This is a genomic window from Williamsia sp. Y721, assembly GCF_059683565.1.
This window is the reverse complement of the sequence record NZ_JCASNH010000003.1, coordinates 1-16,614: the sequence shown is the minus strand read 5'-3', so window position 1 is coordinate 16,614 and position 16,614 is coordinate 1. Positions and strand designations below refer to the sequence as shown.

The window sequence follows — 16,614 nt, the reverse complement described above, 5'->3', positions numbered from 1 at the left end:
ATTCCAAGGGTATTGGATCGGACCAGCCAGAGCGAACCCCTGCGGGTTCGGTGGGGGTCAGAGGTCAGTGGCGGCGATCATTCATTCCACACGCGCTGAACCCAGTCGGTGAGGCGGTCCCACTGGTCGACGATCCAGTCGGTTACTTCCGAGCCACTGCTCGACATCATCACCGCAACGATCATGGCCACCAGTGCGGCCAGGATCAGCAGCGCGATGGCCGCGCCGGAAACCCGCGACCGGTACAGGGTGGCGACAGCCTTTGCGTCGACGAGTTTTGCGCCGACCTTGAGCCGCGTGAGGAACGTCGATGGATTCGACTCCCGAAGACTGCGATCGAAGAACTCGTCGATCGAGGCGGGGTGGCCGACGGTGACAATGAGCGCGGCTTCGTGGTGGTTGACGAGCAGCAGCGCGAGGTCGGCTGCGGATCCGGCGGCCGGGAACGTCATCGCCCCGATTCCGAGGTCCTGGATGCGCTCGAGTCCCGGGGCATGGCCGTCCGGGTCGGCGGGCAGGACAACCTGGGCGCCGGACTTGAGTGTTGCCGCCCGCATCCCTTCGGGATCGCCCACGATCAGGTCCGGGCGGTAGCCCATGTCCATGAGGGTGTCGGCGCCACCATCAACACCGACCATGATCGGCTGGTACTCCTTGATGAACGGCTTGAGTCGCTTGAGGTCGGCCACGTGATCGGGTCCGTCAGCGACCACCACGACGTGGCGACCCTCGATGCGGACGTCGACATCGGGTACGCCGACGCCGTCGATCAGGAGCGGTGACTCGCTGCGGATGAACTCGATGGTGTTGCCGGAGAAGGCTTCGAGGTGATCGACCAGGCCGGTCTTGGCGTCGATCATCAGATCGGCGATCTCACGCTCGCCGAGTTCGGTGCCCTTCGCCAGCCTGCGCTCGCCGGAGTACAGGCCACCTTCGTCGACGCGGATCTTGGCGCCGTCCTTGATGCGCTTGAAGACCTCGATGCCGACATCGTCGATCAAGGTGATGCCCGATGCTGCCAGCAGCTCGGGTCCGAGGTTGGGGAAACGACCGGAGATGGACGTCGAAGCGTTCACGACGGCCAGCACATCAGCGGCGACGAGTGCGTCGGCCGTGATGCGGTCCAGGTCGACCTCGTCGAGGATCACGATGTCCCCGGGGCCGACTCTGGACAGCAGTCGTTTGGTGTTCTTGTCGATCCTGGCGATACCGCTGATCCCAGGCAGAGTTTCGGTTGTGCGTGACAGCAGGGCAGGCATCCTCATGCGGGCAACACTGAACCACTACTCGACACTTTTGTTGGAGGCGCGCCGTAACACACGCCACTTTTGTCACACGAGCAACACGTGCATCAGGCTTAGAAAGCCGCCTTTTCTTGCTCTGCGGTCCCCAGAAGTTCCTCGGCGTGCGCCCTTCCGGTATCCGAATCACCCAGTCCGGCAAGCATTCTGGCCAATTCGGCCACCCGCTCGTCCCGATCGAGGACAGCCACCGAACTCGTCACCGACGAAGCCTTGGCCGATTTCGACCCCGACGAGGTCTGTTTTCCGATCAACAGGTGATTGTCGGCGAAGGCTGCCACCTGTGGCAGGTGCGTGACCACGATGACCTGGTGTGCCTGTGCCAGGCGGGCGAGCCTGCGACCGATCTCGACGGCCGCGCGACCACCGACACCGGCATCGACCTCGTCGAACACCATCGTGGAGCCCCCACCCGGGCCGGCGAGGACCACCTCCAACGCCAGCATCACGCGGGACAGCTCACCACCGGACGCCGATTTCGCGATCGGCCGCACCGGCGCACCTGCATGCGCCACGAGCCCGAACTCCACCTTGTCGGTGCCATCGGGACCGGCATGAACCTTCCGTCCGTCGATCTCGAGCGACCGGCGATCGTTGTCGGTCGCATCATCCGGCGAGACGGTGACCTCGAGCTGGGCATCCCCCATCGCCAGGCCGGTCAGTTCGGAACTGACCTTGGTGGCCAACGACTTGGCGGCCTTGAGGCGCACCTTGGTCAGCTTGCCTGCCGCCGCTCCCACGTCGTCGCGGGCGGCGAGGACCCGGGCAGAGAGGTCCTCGAGGGTTTCCGAGGAGTCACCGATCTCTGTCAGTCGCGACCGGGCGGCATCGGCCCACGCAATCACCCCGTCGATGTCCGGGGCATATTTGCGGACCAGCGACTTGAGTTCGGCCTGGCGCTGTAACAACTGTTCGAGTTCTGCCGCATCTGCCGGCAGGCCCGACAAAAATCCGCTCAGTTCCTCGCCGATGTCCCCGACGACACTGAGTGCCTCTTCGATCCGCGGCAACAGGCCCCGTAGCGTGTCGTCGCTGATCGTGCTCACGGCGGTACGGGCCACACCCAGACCATCGAGCACCGAACCTCCGAGCTGTGCGTCGGAGTTCGGGTCGGCACCGGTGACCGCCACCAGGGCGGCTGCGGCCGCGGCGCGCACGGTTTCCAGATCGCCGAGGCGTCGGACCGTGGCCGCGATCTCTTCGTCTTCGCGGGCCTGCGGCGCCACCTTGTCGATCTCGTCCACGCCGAACCGCAGGCGGTCGGCCTCCTGAGCGATCTCCCGCGAATTGGCCTGTCGCTCGCGCAGCTGATCGGCCAGCGTCACCCACCGCTCGCGCGCCTCGCGGTACGCCTTGAGCGGTTTGGTCACGGCGCCGGCGGCAAACCGGTCGAGCGCAACGCGCTGATGTTCCGCGCGCAGCAACCGGAGCTGGTCATTCTGTCCGTGGATCGCCAACTGGCCACTGGTGAACTGACCGAGCAGTCCGACCGGGACCGAACGGCCACCGAGATGAGCCCTGGACCTGCCATCGGCATTGACAGTGCGAACAGCGATCACCGTGCCGTCGTCGTCCAACTCGGCGCCCGATGAATCGAGCACCTCCGCGGCATCGGTTCCCGCGGTCCGGAAACGTCCTTCCACCACAGCCCGGCTCTGGCCGGTGCGGACGCGGCCGGCATCGGCCCGCGCACCGGACAACAGATGCAGGCTGGTGACAACCATGGTCTTGCCGGCACCGGTCTCGCCGGTCAGCACCGTCAGGCCTTCATGAAACTCGGCGCTGGCCTTGTCGATGACTCCCAGACCGCTGATCGAGATTTCTTCGAGCACTAGGTTTGCCTTCCCCTCCACCCGGTCACCGGCAGTTCGAACTTGCGCACCAACCGGTCGGCGAACGGATCGGAATCGATACGGATCCAGCGCACCGGCTTGCGACCACGGACTACCTCGATCCGGCCACCGGCCGGTACTTCGATGTTGCGGCGCCCGTCGCAGGCGACAAGTGCGTCCTGCCCGCGTGCCATCACCTCGACCGCGACGAGCGAGCGGGGGCTGGTCACCATCGGCCGGGCGAACAGAGCGTGAGCATTCGACGGCACCAGCAGGATGGCCTCGAGATCAGGCCACATCACCGGACCGCCCGCGGAGAACGCATAAGCCGTGGAACCGGTCGGCGTCGACACCAGGATGCCGTCGGCACCGAATGCGGAAACCGGACGTCCGTCGACCTCGGTGATCAGCTCCAGCACACCCTGCCGCGAGAGATTCTGAATGCTGACCTCGTTGAGGGCCCAGGTCTGTGCGACCACCCGCCCGTCGACCCGGATGCTGATGTCGAGCGTCATGCGATCCTCGATCGAGTAATCGCGGTCGACGAGTTTCGTCATCACCTCGTCGACCCGATTCGCCTCTGCCTCGGCGAGAAAACCGATGTGCCCCAGATTGATTCCGAGCACCGGCACCGACAGCGGATGCGCGAGTTCGGCGGCCCGCAAGAATGTGCCGTCGCCGCCGAGCACGATGACCACCTCGCAGCCTGCCGCCGACTGTCCACCGGCCGGAGTCACAGCGACGTCGGCGCCGATATCGCGGAGTTCCTCGAGGTCGAGCGGGTACACGGTGCCCAGATTCGGCGGTCCCGGCGGTGTGGGCATGATGTCGTGATCGATGACCCGCAAACCGATTCCGGCGTCCGCGCACCGTTTGGCGATCACCGCCATGGTCGTGTGCACGATGTCGCGGCCGGTGTGGGCGACAACAAGGAACTGACGTTCCTCGGGCTCCACCTCTACAACCGGCACCTCTACAACAGGGTCACCCACCAGATCGCTCACTGGGGCCCTTTCTCGATCGCCTCGGCAATTGCCATGCGCACATTGTCATCTACGACGGCGGGTTCGGTCTGCTTACGCAGCCAGAGGAAGTATTCAACATTGCCCGACGGACCCGGCAACGGGCTGGCCACAACACCCAGCGTCTGCAGGCCGTGACCCGCGGCGGTCTCCGCCACGGCAGTGACCGCTTGCGCACGAAGTTCGGCACTGCGCACCACTCCCCCGGATCCCACCCGGTCTTTACCCACCTCGAACTGCGGTTTGACCATGGGCAACAGGTCGGCTCCGATGTTGGCGCAATCGGCAAACGCTGCCAACACCAGGTTCAGCGAGATGAACGACAGGTCTGCCACCACCAGGTCCACCGGACCACCGATCTGCTCAGCGGTCAGGCTCCTGACATTGGTGCGATCGTGCACGTGTACGCGGTCGTCATTCTGGATGCGCCAGATGAGCTGGCCGTAACCGACGTCGACCGCAACCACCTCGGCGGCACCGCGACGAAGCAGGACGTCGGTGAAACCGCCGGTCGACGCACCCGCATCGAGGCATCGCTTGCCGGACACGGAAACACCGAGCGGCTCAAAAGCCGCCAGCGCGCCGAGCAACTTGTGGGCACCACGCGAGGCCCAGCCCTCATCGTTGGTTTCTGCAACCACGATCGGCGCGCCGAGGTCCACATTGGTTGCCGGTTTGGTGGCCACCGTGCCGTTGACCTTGACCAGACCCGATTCGATCAGGTCCCGTGCATGGTCCCGAGACCGGGCCTCACCCCGACGCACCAGCTCGGCATCGAGGCGTGCCCTACGCGCCATTGCGCACACGCTCAGACACGATCGACCTTCTCCAGGGCGTCGGTGATCACCGTATGGGCTTGTTCCAGCAGGTGAGCCTGCTTGGCCAGCTGAACCAGAGCCTCGCCGCCGGTACTCTCATCCGCCGAAGCCGCCACACTGTCGGCCTGCTCGAGCAACGCGGAAACATCGCGCCGGATCGTCTCCGGATCGACGGCAGCAGCAGGTGCGACCGGGGCCGGAACAAGGCCCGGGGTCGGTCGTGGTCCGGGAGTCGGTCCAGGAGTGGGTCTGGGTCCGGGCAGGGGTTGATTCATCGCCTGCCAAGGTTAGTCGATCTCGGGCCAGTTGATTGTTAGCGTCCAATGATGACCTCCACCACCGGAACGCGCCCGGATCCGACCGCACCCGACGCTCGAGTCCTGCGCCGCGATACTCGGCTGTGTATCTCGTTGTCGGGACGGCCGAGCAATATCGGCACCAAGTTCCACAATTACCTCTACAACGCACTCGATCTCGACTACGTCTACAAGGCATTTCGCACCACGGATCTACCGGCGGCGATCGCGGGAATCCGGGGACTCGACATTCGCGGCGCCGGGGTCTCGATGCCGTTCAAGGAAGCGGTCATCGACCTCATCGATGTGATGCACGATTCGGCGGCCGCGATCGATTCGGTGAACACGATCGTCAACGAGTCCGGCACACTGCACGCCTACAACACCGACTATCAGGCTGCGGCAAATCTGTTGCGCGACAGCGGCATCCCCACCAGCAGCTCGGTTGCGGTCGCAGGCAGCGGCGGGATGGCCAAGGCCGTGGTCGCCGCATTGCGCGACGAGGGCTTCACGGACACCGTTGTTGTCGCGCGCAACGAGTCGACCGGGGCCGCACTGGCGGAGCGATATGGCTTCACCTGGAAACCCGATCTGGGTACGCAACACGCCGAGTTGCTGGTGAATACGACGCCGATCGGGATGGCCGCAGGCCCGGATGCCGAGGGGATGCCGTTCACCGCCGCCGCGGTCGAGGCGGCCCACGCGGTGTTCGACGTGGTGGCGATGCCTTCACAGACACCGCTCATCAACGCCGCCGGAGGGAAGACCGTGATCACCGGCGCGCAGGTGATCGCACTCCAGGCCGCAGAGCAGTTCGTGCTCTACACCGGAGTGCGACCCACCGACGCGCAGGTCACCGCCGCATCGGAGTTCTCCCGAGCCTGAACAGATCAGATCTTGTTCAGGTCTGATCTGTTCAGGTCTGGATCAATTCAGGCGAGCAGGCCTGCGTTCTTCAGCGCGTCCTGTGCCTTCTCTTCAGCAGCTTCGACCGTCCACGTTGCTGCGGTGAGTTCGTTCGACCAGCCGGCATGCAGGACCGCATAGAGGACACCTGCCGGATCGGCGTCATCGTCGGTCGCGACCACGGTCAGCGTGCTGTCGAGTGCACTGACATGCCAGCCCGGGCGGGGTCCGACGATGATGTCGTCGGCGGCGGCGTTGAGTCCGCTCAGATCAGCAGAGACAAACGTCGGACGCTGCGCTTCGGGTGCGTTGAGCGCGTCGGTGGCGGTGCTGACACCCGTCAGCACCAGCAGGCTGTCCGCCTCGATCGCGTTGGCGCCTTCGATGTCCGTGTCGAGACGGTCGCCGACAACCAGCGGGGTCTTCGCGCCACTGCGGTTCACGGCGTCGATCATCAACGGCGCAGCCGGCTTACCGGCGACCAAGGGCTCCAGACCTGTGGCATGGGCGACGGCCGCGACCATCGAACCGTTGCCCACCTGGAGACCGCGTTCGGTCGGAACCGTCGCGTCCACATTGCAGGCCACCCACAGGGCACCGGCTCGCAGCGCCAGAGCCGCCTCGGAGAGGATCTCCCACCCGGTTTGGGTCGAATGTCCTTGCACCACAGCGGCCGGACGATCGTCAGCGCTACGGGTCACGCCGAGTCCGACCGAACGGATCTCGTGAACCAGTGCTTCGGTGCCGACGACCAGCACCCGAGAACCCATCGGCAGTCGCTCGGCCAACATCCGGGCTGCGGTCTGCGCGCTGGTGACGATCTCGTCGGGCTCGGCGGCAAAACCCAACTCGCGCAGATGTTCTGCGACCGTGTCCGGCGATCGGCTGGCGTTGTTGGTGACGTAGAAGTTCTTCTGATCTCCGGCGTCCAGCGCCGTCTTGGCACCCGGGATCTCCAGCTTGCCTGCGTAGACCGTGCCGTCGAGATCGAGCAGCAGGGCGTCGTAGGCATCCCGCAACCGGTCACCGGCTGCGGCGGGCGCGGCCGGGACGAGCGTGGGTCGGACCGTCTCGACAACGGTTGCCTGCTCGGCAACAGCTGCCGGGGCCTGCGCACGGACCTGCTGCACAGGTGCGGTCAAAACCTCGTCCGCCGACTCCGACTCCGACTCCGACTCCGACTCGGACTCGGACTCGGAGTCGGACTCGGAGTCGTAGTCCGGGTCGGACAGTTCCATCAGACGCTGTTCGGCGTCGGTGAGGTCGTCTTCGTCGGCAGCGGCCGCGTTCATGAACCAGGTGATCGCCTCTTCACGACGTCCACCGGCGAGCAGGGCCGCGGCGTATGCGTAGAAGTAGCGGGCTGCATCGGTCCCGACCCGCGACGGGTCGAGGTCACTGGTCTGCAGCGTGACGATTGCCTTGTCGAATTCACCGAGGTCCAGACGTGCACCGGATTCGACGATCCGCATCTCGGCGGCGGCCTCGCCGGTCAAAGTGCGACCCTCGTCGCTGCGTGCCACATCGATCGCCCGCTCGGGACGGCCCAGGCCGCGTTCGCAGTCCGCGATCATCGGCAGCAACGCATTGCCGCTCGACATACGCTTTGCCGCGCGCAGTTCGGAGAGCGCCTCGGCCCATTCCTGGGCGTTGTATGCGGCGAGGCCGGCAGCTTCGCGCACCATGGCGATACGACCGGCACGGCGGCGGGCGGCACGGGCATGTTCAAGGGCCAGCGGCGGATCTTCGTCCAGCAGGCGGAACGTCATGATCAGGTGGCGTGAAACCATGTCGGAGTTCGCTTTGTCGAGACTGAGCAGGTCGCGACGCACCTCGGTGTCGAGGTCTTGCGGGCGAACGTCTTCGGGAAGCGGGGGCTCCGGCGGACGGTTGGCCGAGCCGGTGCCACGACGTGCGTTCGAATCGTTTCGGAAGTTGCGATCGCTCCGGTCAGCACCACTGCGGACGAAACCACCCCGGTCGGATCCACCACGGTCGGATCCATCGCGGCGATCGGTCGGCCGACCGGTGTTGGAGTTGCCTCGACTGCTGCCGTTGCCGTTACGTCTGTCGTTCACGTCTGCCTTTTCGTCACGATCACACCACCTGCGGAGACCGCAGAATCGATGGATTCACGCTATGTAGTTCGGTTGGAATGGCCAAATGGCCGCTAGCCAGGATAGCCGCTTACTACGTCAAACAGTTAATTCGAGAAAAGCATTCCTCACAGCCGGCTCACCACTTCACCGGCGGCCCGCTGCCCGGAACGAACGGCCCCGTCCATGTATCCGGTCCAGTAGTCGGACGTCTCGGTGCCCGCCCAGTGGATCGGGCCGACGGGCGCGCGCAGTGCCCGGCCGTACCGCGTGAGCGTGCCCGGACTGCTGACTGCCACCGGCCCGCCTTGTGACCAGGGCTCGAGATCCCATTTGAAGATGCCGTGGTCGAGGCGATCACGCGCTTCGGGCCCGAAATAGTCGACGAGGTTCTCGGTGCATTCGGCGACGATCTGTTCCTCGGGGGCCCCGTCCAGTCGACGCATGGCGTCACCGGAGATGAAACCCATCAGGACATGGTTGCCTTCGGCGTAGTTCTCGAAGCAGACGTCGATCGGGTCACCGTTTCCGATCACCTGTCCCGACAGACCCTTGGTCCGCCAGAACGGCTTGCTGTAGACGGCGGCGAACTTGCTCACTGCACCCATCCGGTAACCCGCGTGCAGTCCCGCACGCTGCGCAGGCAGGCCCTGCAGATAGTCGATCTGGCCGCTGATCGCCGGCGACATGGCAACAATCACCTTGCGCGCCTTGACGTTTCCGACATCGGTGGACAACGTGGCGACGTCGTCGGTCCACCCGATCGAACGAACTGCCGCGTTATAGACGATCCGCTCACCGAGTTCGGCGGCCATGCGAAGTGGTATCAGCGCCGCGCCGCCGACAAACAGTCGTTCCTGCGCGCCGCCTGCGGTGCTCAGCAGCCGGATGAGACTGCCCGGATTCGCTTCGTCGCCCGCAGCTGCCACGTAGTTGAAGAAGTAGAGCGCAGAAAACTCATCGGCTTCCGCCGACAGCGCAGCCGAACTGGCCAAACCGAGCAACATGCGTGCGGTCGGCGACATGGTCCGGCTTTCCAGCCACTGTTTCCACGTCACCGAGTCCAGATACGCGGCGTCGGGATGATTCCATGGCTGGCCCACCGGAAAGTTCAGGAGTCCCTGGAGTTCGACCTCCGCAAGGGCCAGGCCTGCTTCCGGGGTCGCCGGATCGATGGGGAGGCCCAGCGCACTGGGCATGGTGGACCGTTGTCCGCTGTTCCAGAAGACGCTGTCTCCCTCGTTGTACGTGGGCAACGTGGCGACACCGTATTCGCGGGCCAGCGCAGCGATATGCGTCTGCGTCGGCCCGATGAACTCCGCACCGGCATCCAGGGTCACACCCAACTTGGGTGTCGAAATGTTGTGGACTCGGCCGCCTGCGCGTTCGCGGGCCTCGAGAACCAGCACCGACCGGCCAGATTCGGCGACCGACTTGGCCGCAGCCAGACCGGACAACCCACCACCGACCACCACAACGTCATACGTCTGCGAGTCGGGATTGCCGCCCGGACCCGCGAACGCCGCCCCGGCACCGAACAGGCTCCCACCGACCGATAAGCCGACGGTTCCCAGAGCGGCAGCTCCGAGGAGCTGCCGCCTGGACATCGAACCCGCCGTTGGTGGCCGCTGACCTGCACTGTTCGCATCGTGGGTGAGCATGGCCGGAATCGTAACCCGGCGAAGAGAAAAAAGTGGGTCAAGCGACCCAGTCCGGGCAATGAGTAGCCCTCCGGGGTCCGTGGACCCCCAGAGGGCTTGGGCTCATCAGTATCGAGACTCAGTAATAGTGAGTCCGACCTCCGACCTTGCGCCCGGTGGCACCGAGCACCCACAGAACTGCGCCGACAACAACCAAGATCAGTCCGATCGTCCAGAGAATCGGGACGCTGAATATGAATCCGAGGATGAGGAGGATAGCTCCGATGGTGATCAAATGAACTCCAGACGTCGTTGCGGTGGGGGGCTACAGGCCGGCGGCCCGTACTCCCACTCGCTGGGTTTTGACTGTTTCAGCACGTGTGTGCCGTAACCCGCTGTGTCTGTTTACCCAGACATAACGGACTCAAACACCCCCGTGCTGGGGCTCACATTCCCGGCACCCGACTTGAGGTATCCAGCGCCATCATCGCGTCTTCCGCCCGCTCCGTTTGACCACAGCTCGTCCCCCAATCCTCGCCGCCTGCGCTCACCCTGCTGCGTCGGGCTGTGCGTCAGGCACTGTGCGAGCCGGGTAGTGCGGTGGGTACCGGCACCACGGCAGTGTGGCAAAATGGGTAAGCCGGTCGAGACAGCAGCCGCGAGTTTCGATCGCCAGAATTGGCACGGTCGAGCTCTTTGTATTAGAGGTCGAAAGGACTGGCTGTGCACCCCAAGAACCCGGAATTCGTTGATTCCGGCGCCACCAATTCTGGTAGTGCTGCCGTATCGGTGGTCACCGCCCACGACGGTGAGCTGGCCGTGCTGGCTGTCACCGGCAGCATGGACATCCTGACCGCACCAGAACTCGCAGAAGCGGTTGGCAAGATCTTGACCGGTCAGCCCAGCGGCTTGATCATCGACCTGACCGCCGCAGAGTTCTTGTCTTCTGCCGGTATGTCCGTGCTGGTCACCGCGCACGAGGCCATCGCACCTTTCGGCTCGTTCGGGGTCGTCGCGGATGGCCCTTCGACCGCCCGACCCCTGCGATTGGTCGGTCTCGACCAGACGTTGACGATCTACCCCACCATCGAAGCTGCCATCGCCGCGATGTCTGGACCGATCAGCCCCTGATCTCCACGAAGATAGGAACGCGGCGTATCACGTATCTATAGTGTCGAAGGTCTGAAGAAAAAGGGGGCAGCGATGGATTGTTCACAGTTGGTTTTGACGAATCGCATGGCTGAGGTGGCGCGAGAATTGCGCTCCGAAAGCAACGATATGGAGACCATTCTGCGTGCAATAACCAAGGCGGCGGTTGACACGATTCCCGGGACCGAATACGCAAGCGTCACGGTTGTATCCGCAAATACCCAGGTGGAGACGCCGGTATACATCGGCGACCTCGCCGGCCACTCCGATGCGCTGCAACAACAGCTCGGTGAAGGCCCCTGCATCAGGTCCGCGGTCGGCGAAGAAACCGTGTGGATCGACGATATGCGTTCCGAGCCCCGGTGGCCACGATTCACGACCGCAGCGGACAAACTCGGCATCGCTTCGATGGCGTGTTTCTGTCTGTACGTCGACGGCGAGAACTTCGGCGCGCTGAACCTGCACAGTACGTCCGTCGCAACCTTCGACGAGGAAGCGCGCTCGATCGGTCAGCTCTTTGCGGCGCATGCCGCCATCGCCTTCTCCACCGTGCGCGAAAAGGAACAACTCCGCACTGCGCTGAACAGCCGGGATCTGATCGGTCAGGCCAAGGGCATGATCATGGAGCGTTATCGCCTCGATTCGACTGCGGCTTTCCGACTCCTGGCCAAACTGTCACAGGATTCCAACGTCAAGCTCGTCGATGTGGCAAAGAGCGTGGTCGAAGCAGGTCCCGAAAACCGCTGAACCGGGTTCACACAAGCCCCTCGAGTTCGGCGACCGTCTGCCCCGGTGTCTTGCGATAGATGTCCAGTCGAAAGTCACGGTCGCCGTACCCAGCAACCTGCGACAGATCGGTCCGCGACAGCCGGTCGTGAACGACGTCTCCGCTCGTCGGATACTCCTCGACTTTGCGACGCCAGTGCACGGCAACCAGGTCGCCATCGTCGGTCAGGGCCTCCCGTGATTGGCGAATCACCGCCTCGAATTGCGTCGGGTCGAGGTAATAGAGCACCTCGCTGAGGACGATCAGGTCGAATCTCCCGTTCGGCCAGTCCTCGACGAAATCCCGCGTCTGAACCTGCACCCGATCGGCGACCGGAGCCAGTCGTTCTGTAGCGATCGCGGTGGCCCGTTCACTGAGATCAACCGCCAACAACGTGTCGCACCGCTCGGCCAGCAGTTCGGAGAACACACCGATCGAGCAACCCGCTTCAAAGGCGTTCCGATACCGCTGTTGCGGCAACGCCGCCAGCGTCAGCTGGTACTTGCGCTGCTCGTACCAGCGGGTGTTGAAGCCCCAGGGATCATCGCTGGCGCGATACATCGCGTGGAAATAGCTGTTGTCCAATATGGCCCCTTCAGGCAAAAACGTACTCGTGTGTGCGGGTCAACCGTTCGAGGATGTGTGGCAGCAGAACAGGTTGGTCAGCCGGGTCCGGTGACAGCGGGTTGATCTGGGTGTCGAAAGCCGCGATCGCGGCACGCTTGGTGGCAAGTGCGGCCGCCGAAAGTCGATGGCACCGCAAACGGTCCCACGGGACCTGTGGATCACCGGGAGTTGCCCAGTGCCACATCCAAATCGGGTACTGCCACAGATCGAGCCCACGACGCACGGCGACCTCCCGCGCACAACGTCCCACCGCCTGATGGTCCGGATGACCGTCGTTCTCCCACACCGTGAGTAGGCCCGTGGATGCAACGGACGATTCGTCGCAGATCTCATCGATGATTGCGGTCATCGCATCGTGTTCCCGGTCGAGTTCTCCATCCGCCAGACCCGCCCAACGAGATGTGCTGACTCCCAGAACCTTCGTCGCGACGTCGAGCTCATCGCGCCGACGGACGCCGAGCTCACCCGGTGACAAGGTTGGAGATCCCGGATGCGAACCCGATCCGTCGGACAGACAGACCGGCACCACCTCGATGCCGGCCGCGGCTGCGGCGATCATGATGCCGCCTGCCCCCAGAATCTCGTCGTCGGGGTGCGCGGCAAGCACGATCAGTCGTTCGACCTGCGCTTCGAACAGCGGCCAATCACGTCCGGACAGCCAGCTTTGCCAATGATCCTCGGTGGTCCCCTGCTCGTTGATGGGTACAGCACCGAAACGCTCTGATGAGGTCATGGCGCCTGCACCGCGGCAAGCTTGCCGAGTTCCACCAGATCGCGGTCGGCGTGCGACTGCCGGATGTACACGCTCAGATCTGCGACCGACTGCGCATGCTCGGCGTCGCCGACGAGTGGAACTGGCCCGAGCGCGCGAGCCACCCGGTCGAGAACCCCGGTCGCGATCTGTTCGATCGACCACCGCACACCGAAGGCGCGACGACGCGCGGCTGCCATATCGTGCGGGCTCTGGTCGATGTCGAGCGCAGCCTGGTTCAGCTGTGCACGTCCGGTGGCCAGGAGCGCATCGACCGCACCCAGATGCATCAGCGTGATGTCATCGCCGGCGGATTGTCCTTTGTCATACAAAGGCTGCGCCACCTTGACTGCACCACCAAACCAGCAGGCGGCAACACCCACACCGCCGTGCCAGAATCCGGCCCTGTCCAGGTAGGCCCCGGGTTCACCGACCGGCCGGGCTGCAACATGGTCGAATTCGATCGCGGCAGTGTTGGTTTCGGCCATGCCCGGGGTGTGCCAGTCACTCGCCACCGCGTGCACGCCGCTGGACCGAAGATCCACCGCAAACAAGCGCCGATATCCATCGGCTTTCGCTGTCACCAGCGCATGGGTGCAGCCCACAGCGCCCGAACACCAGACCTTGGTCCCGTTCAGCGTCCACGTCCCCGACTCGATTACCGCAGTCACCACGGGGGCCGGCGGTTCCGCAGCCCACACACCCCATAATTCACCAGGGCCGACTCCCGGCCCACCGAGTTCGTGCAGGATTGCCACGGCATCGCAGTGCGCCTCGACCATGCGCCCCACTGCGATGTCGCTGCGGGTCAAGCGCGTCAACGCGCGAAAGCGCCCGCCGGTGTCACCTTCTCCCGGCAACGGAAGGCTGAACTCGGAGTCAGAGACGATCTTGATCGCTCGCGCTATCGCTTCGCTGGTCACGACGCTTCCCCGGCTCTGCCGAGGTCCGCCAGATAGTCGGCAAAGCCGCCCGATGCACGGCCGACACGTCGCGTCGACGTCAGGACGGGGGCCCGTCCGCTCCAACAGATCGGCACCCTTGCAAGTCGCAGGCGGGCGATCAGATCGACGTCCTCGTCATGATCGACCAGCGCAAACCCACCAACCTCGAAATAGACCGACGCCCACATTCCCAGATTTGCTCCATGCACATGGCGATGCCCGTCCATGGGCTGATACTCGGACAAGAACTTCTCGGCGACCTCCGGTGGCCACTCCTTCCAATCGCGGGCGGCGATGGTGCCGACGAAGGCGTCCCAGCCTTCAGCGGCCGCCATCACCTGTTCGCTCAGCCAGTTCGGAGGAACCACCGAATCGGCATCTGTGGTGGCGAACCACGTGTTGCTGCCCCATGTGCCGTGGTCGAACCCAGCTTTGCGGGCCTGGCCAACGGACCGTCCCGTCACCTCGATCGCGGCGATGTCGGACGGGATGCAACCCGCAGTTCCATCCGTACAGTCATCGAGCACCACAACCACCCGAACCGGAACATCCACCTCTTCTCTGGCGATCTCGATCGAACTCAAACACTCAGGCAAAACTGCCATCTCATTGTGCGCAGGAACCACGACCACGATCTCCTGCGGCCCACGTCCAGGACCTGACACTCCCTACGCCTTCTGTTGTGCGCCGGCCCGTGCCGGATTGCTCTGCTCAGCGGCCTTGGGGTCGAGCTCATCGGCCTTGGCACGAACGCCGGCTTCGACCGCGCTGCCCAGATCAGGATCGACTCGCTTCCAGTAGTCGAAGGCCCGGGCCAGCACCGGCTCAGTGACACCATTCAGCAGATGACCAACAATGTTGTCGGTCAACCGCTTTCGTGCGGCGTCGTCGAGAACCTCACGCACCATTGTCCCGGCCTGCCCGAAGTCGTCGTCTTCCGGGTGGTCCACGTAGGCCGACCGAACGATCTCACCGTTGGCCGCCCACCCCGGATCCACCTGGAAACCTGTGGTCGCGGCGGGTCCGCCCTTCGAGTTCGGCGCGTAGACCGGATCACTCACTTTCGTGACGCGCATCGCGCCGTCTTTTGAGTACGAATGCACCGGATACTTCGATGCGTTGACCGGTATCTGCTTGTAGTTGGCACCGATGCGGTACCGATGCGCGTCGGCGTAGGAGAACCCACGGGCCAACAACATCCGGTCCGGACTCAGCCCGATACCGGGAACAAGATTGTTCGGTTCAAACGCCAGCTGTTCGATCTCCGTGTGGTGATCAGTGGGATTGCGGTTCAACGTCATTCGCCCGACCTCATGCAGCGGGTAGTCGCCGTGCGGCCAAACCTTCGTCACGTCAAAGGGATTGAAGCGATACGACACCGCATCATCAAATGGCATCAACTGAACCTTCAGCGTCCACGACGGGAATTGACCATCATCGATGTGCTCGAACAGGTCGCGCGTGTGATAGTCCGTGTCGATCGAAGCCATCTGATCGGCCTCGTCCTGTGTGAAGAACTCGTGACCCTGGTCTGTGATGAAGTGATACTGCACCCAGTGCTTCACACCCTCACTGTTGACCCAGAGGTACGCGTGGGAGCTGTAGCCATTCATATGGCGCCAACTGCGCGGAATACCGCGATCACCCATCAACCAGGTCACCTGGTGCGCCGACTCCGGGGATAGGCTCCAGAAGTCCCACTGCATGTCGTGGTCACGGAGGTTGTTGTCGGCCCTACGTTTCTGAGACCGGATGAAGTGCTGGAACTTCATCGGGTCCTTCATGAAGAAGACCGGGGTGTTGTTTCCGACCATGTCGTAAACGCCCTCGGTGGTGTAGAACTTCAGCGCGAATCCGCGAGGATCCCGCCACGTATCAGGGCTCCCACGCTCCCCTGCGACAGTGGAGAACCGTGCCGCCATCTCGGTGGCGACACCCGGCTGGAACACTGCGGCGCACGTGTAGGCGGACATGTCCGCAGTGACTTCGAAAACACCGAACGCGCCGCTGCCTTTGGCGTGGGGCTGCCGTTCCGGGATTCGTTCCCGGTTGAACTGGGCCATCTGCTCGATCAGGTAGTGATCGTGCAGGACAATCGGACCGCCTGCACCAACGGTCAACGAATGCTCATCGCTTGCCACCGGGGCGCCGGCGTCAGTTGTCGTGAAGATCTGCTCGTCAGACATGCGCACCTCCATGCTCGGAATAGGCCATCGGGAGGCCGACGTTGGGGCTGGAGCCGCTCTCCCACGTCTCAGGTACCCACAACGGCAACTCCCGAAACCGGTAGCTACCGAAACAAATGGTCCTTGATGGACGCACACCGAAGAATCGGGTGGAGATAGCAAAATACCCTGTATTCGAGACCATTGCTGGTGTCGAATACAGGGTATTCGCAAATTGTGTTCGGCGGTGTCCTACTCTCCCACACTGATTAGGGTGCAGTACCATCGGCGCTGGTAGGCT

General features: G+C 63.9%; 16 protein-coding genes. 3 read left to right on the top strand and 13 right to left on the bottom strand.

The features are described from left to right. Nucleotides 1-77 precede the first annotated feature (77 nt). The 5 genes from steA to AC56PL_RS14720 form a co-directional block, all read right to left on the bottom strand. Complete coding sequence (gene steA / locus AC56PL_RS14740) at nucleotides 78-1,265, bottom strand: putative cytokinetic ring protein SteA (RefSeq protein ID WP_497154321.1); 1,188 nt, start codon at nucleotides 1,263-1,265, stop codon at nucleotides 78-80. Nucleotides 1,266-1,357: 92 nt separating this feature from the next. Continuing rightward, nucleotides 1,358-3,133: a DNA repair protein RecN gene (gene recN, locus AC56PL_RS14735; RefSeq protein ID WP_497154320.1), complete on the bottom strand. Its 1,776-nt coding sequence runs from the start codon at nucleotides 3,131-3,133 to the stop codon at nucleotides 1,358-1,360. Continuing rightward, nucleotides 3,133-4,125 carry an NAD kinase gene (locus tag AC56PL_RS14730; RefSeq protein WP_497154319.1) on the bottom strand — a complete coding sequence of 331 codons (993 nt, stop codon included), beginning with the start codon at nucleotides 4,123-4,125 and terminating at the stop codon, nucleotides 3,133-3,135. Before AC56PL_RS14730 ends, recN begins: the two co-directional genes overlap by 1 nt. A gap of 8 nt (nucleotides 4,126-4,133) precedes the next feature. After that, nucleotides 4,134-4,952 carry a TlyA family RNA methyltransferase gene (locus AC56PL_RS14725; RefSeq protein WP_497154318.1) on the bottom strand — a complete coding sequence of 273 codons (819 nt, stop codon included), beginning with the start codon at nucleotides 4,950-4,952 and terminating at the stop codon, nucleotides 4,134-4,136. Between the two features lie 11 nt (nucleotides 4,953-4,963). Next, the gene (locus tag AC56PL_RS14720; protein WP_497154317.1) at nucleotides 4,964-5,248 is read right to left on the bottom strand and encodes a hypothetical protein; all 285 of its coding nucleotides are present in this window, start codon (nucleotides 5,246-5,248) and stop codon (nucleotides 4,964-4,966) included. 51 nt (nucleotides 5,249-5,299) lie between these two features. On the opposite strand from AC56PL_RS14720, the gene AC56PL_RS14715 reads away from it, so the two are divergent. After that, a complete protein-coding gene (locus AC56PL_RS14715; protein ID WP_497154316.1) occupies nucleotides 5,300-6,154 on the top strand; it encodes a shikimate 5-dehydrogenase in 855 nt (284 codons plus the stop codon). Between the two features lie 47 nt (nucleotides 6,155-6,201). On the opposite strand, the gene AC56PL_RS14710 is transcribed toward AC56PL_RS14715, so the two are convergent. The 3 genes from AC56PL_RS14710 to AC56PL_RS14700 all read right to left on the bottom strand — a co-directional run bounded on the left by AC56PL_RS14710 (nucleotide 6,202) and on the right by AC56PL_RS14700 (nucleotide 10,206). Further along, nucleotides 6,202-8,253: an HAD-IIA family hydrolase gene (locus AC56PL_RS14710; protein ID WP_497154315.1), complete on the bottom strand. Its 2,052-nt coding sequence runs from the start codon at nucleotides 8,251-8,253 to the stop codon at nucleotides 6,202-6,204. 146 nt (nucleotides 8,254-8,399) lie between these two features. Next, the gene (locus tag AC56PL_RS14705) at nucleotides 8,400-9,932 is read right to left on the bottom strand and encodes a flavin monoamine oxidase family protein (protein ID WP_497154314.1); all 1,533 of its coding nucleotides are present in this window, start codon (nucleotides 9,930-9,932) and stop codon (nucleotides 8,400-8,402) included. Nucleotides 9,933-10,050: 118 nt separating this feature from the next. Continuing rightward, entirely contained in the window at nucleotides 10,051-10,206 is a 156-nt protein-coding gene (locus AC56PL_RS14700; RefSeq protein WP_495516103.1) for a hypothetical protein, read from the bottom strand. A 428-nt stretch (nucleotides 10,207-10,634) separates the two neighbouring features. On the opposite strand from AC56PL_RS14700, the gene AC56PL_RS14695 reads away from it, so the two are divergent. Together AC56PL_RS14695 and AC56PL_RS14690 are read left to right on the top strand one after the other, a co-directional pair. Next, entirely contained in the window at nucleotides 10,635-11,042 is a 408-nt protein-coding gene (locus AC56PL_RS14695; RefSeq protein WP_495516102.1) for an STAS domain-containing protein, read from the top strand. Between the two features lie 105 nt (nucleotides 11,043-11,147). Next, nucleotides 11,148-11,807, top strand: a complete 660-nt coding sequence (locus AC56PL_RS14690; RefSeq protein WP_497154313.1) for a GAF and ANTAR domain-containing protein — start codon at nucleotides 11,148-11,150, stop codon at nucleotides 11,805-11,807. 7 nt (nucleotides 11,808-11,814) lie between these two features. Here AC56PL_RS14690 and AC56PL_RS14685 read toward each other — a convergent pair whose 3' ends face one another. The 5 genes from AC56PL_RS14685 to AC56PL_RS14665 are packed head-to-tail and all read right to left on the bottom strand — an operon-like array spanning nucleotide 11,815 to nucleotide 16,334. Then, nucleotides 11,815-12,411, bottom strand: a complete 597-nt coding sequence (locus tag AC56PL_RS14685; protein ID WP_495516100.1) for an SAM-dependent methyltransferase — start codon at nucleotides 12,409-12,411, stop codon at nucleotides 11,815-11,817. A gap of 10 nt (nucleotides 12,412-12,421) precedes the next feature. Next, nucleotides 12,422-13,186 (bottom strand): PIG-L deacetylase family protein, encoded by a 765-nt coding sequence (locus AC56PL_RS14680; protein ID WP_497154312.1) that lies wholly within the window; start codon nucleotides 13,184-13,186, stop codon nucleotides 12,422-12,424. Beyond that, nucleotides 13,183-14,127, bottom strand: coding sequence for an acyl-CoA dehydrogenase family protein (locus AC56PL_RS14675; protein ID WP_497154311.1), 945 nt, complete (start codon nucleotides 14,125-14,127; stop codon nucleotides 13,183-13,185). The genes AC56PL_RS14680 and AC56PL_RS14675 overlap by 4 nt, the downstream gene beginning before the upstream one ends. Next, complete coding sequence (locus tag AC56PL_RS14670) at nucleotides 14,124-14,774, bottom strand: glycosyltransferase family 2 protein (protein WP_497154825.1); 651 nt, start codon at nucleotides 14,772-14,774, stop codon at nucleotides 14,124-14,126. Before AC56PL_RS14670 ends, AC56PL_RS14675 begins: the two co-directional genes overlap by 4 nt. Before the next feature lie 42 nt (nucleotides 14,775-14,816). Continuing rightward, nucleotides 14,817-16,334 carry a catalase gene (locus tag AC56PL_RS14665; protein WP_495516097.1) on the bottom strand — a complete coding sequence of 506 codons (1,518 nt, stop codon included), beginning with the start codon at nucleotides 16,332-16,334 and terminating at the stop codon, nucleotides 14,817-14,819. Nucleotides 16,335-16,614 lie beyond the last annotated feature (280 nt).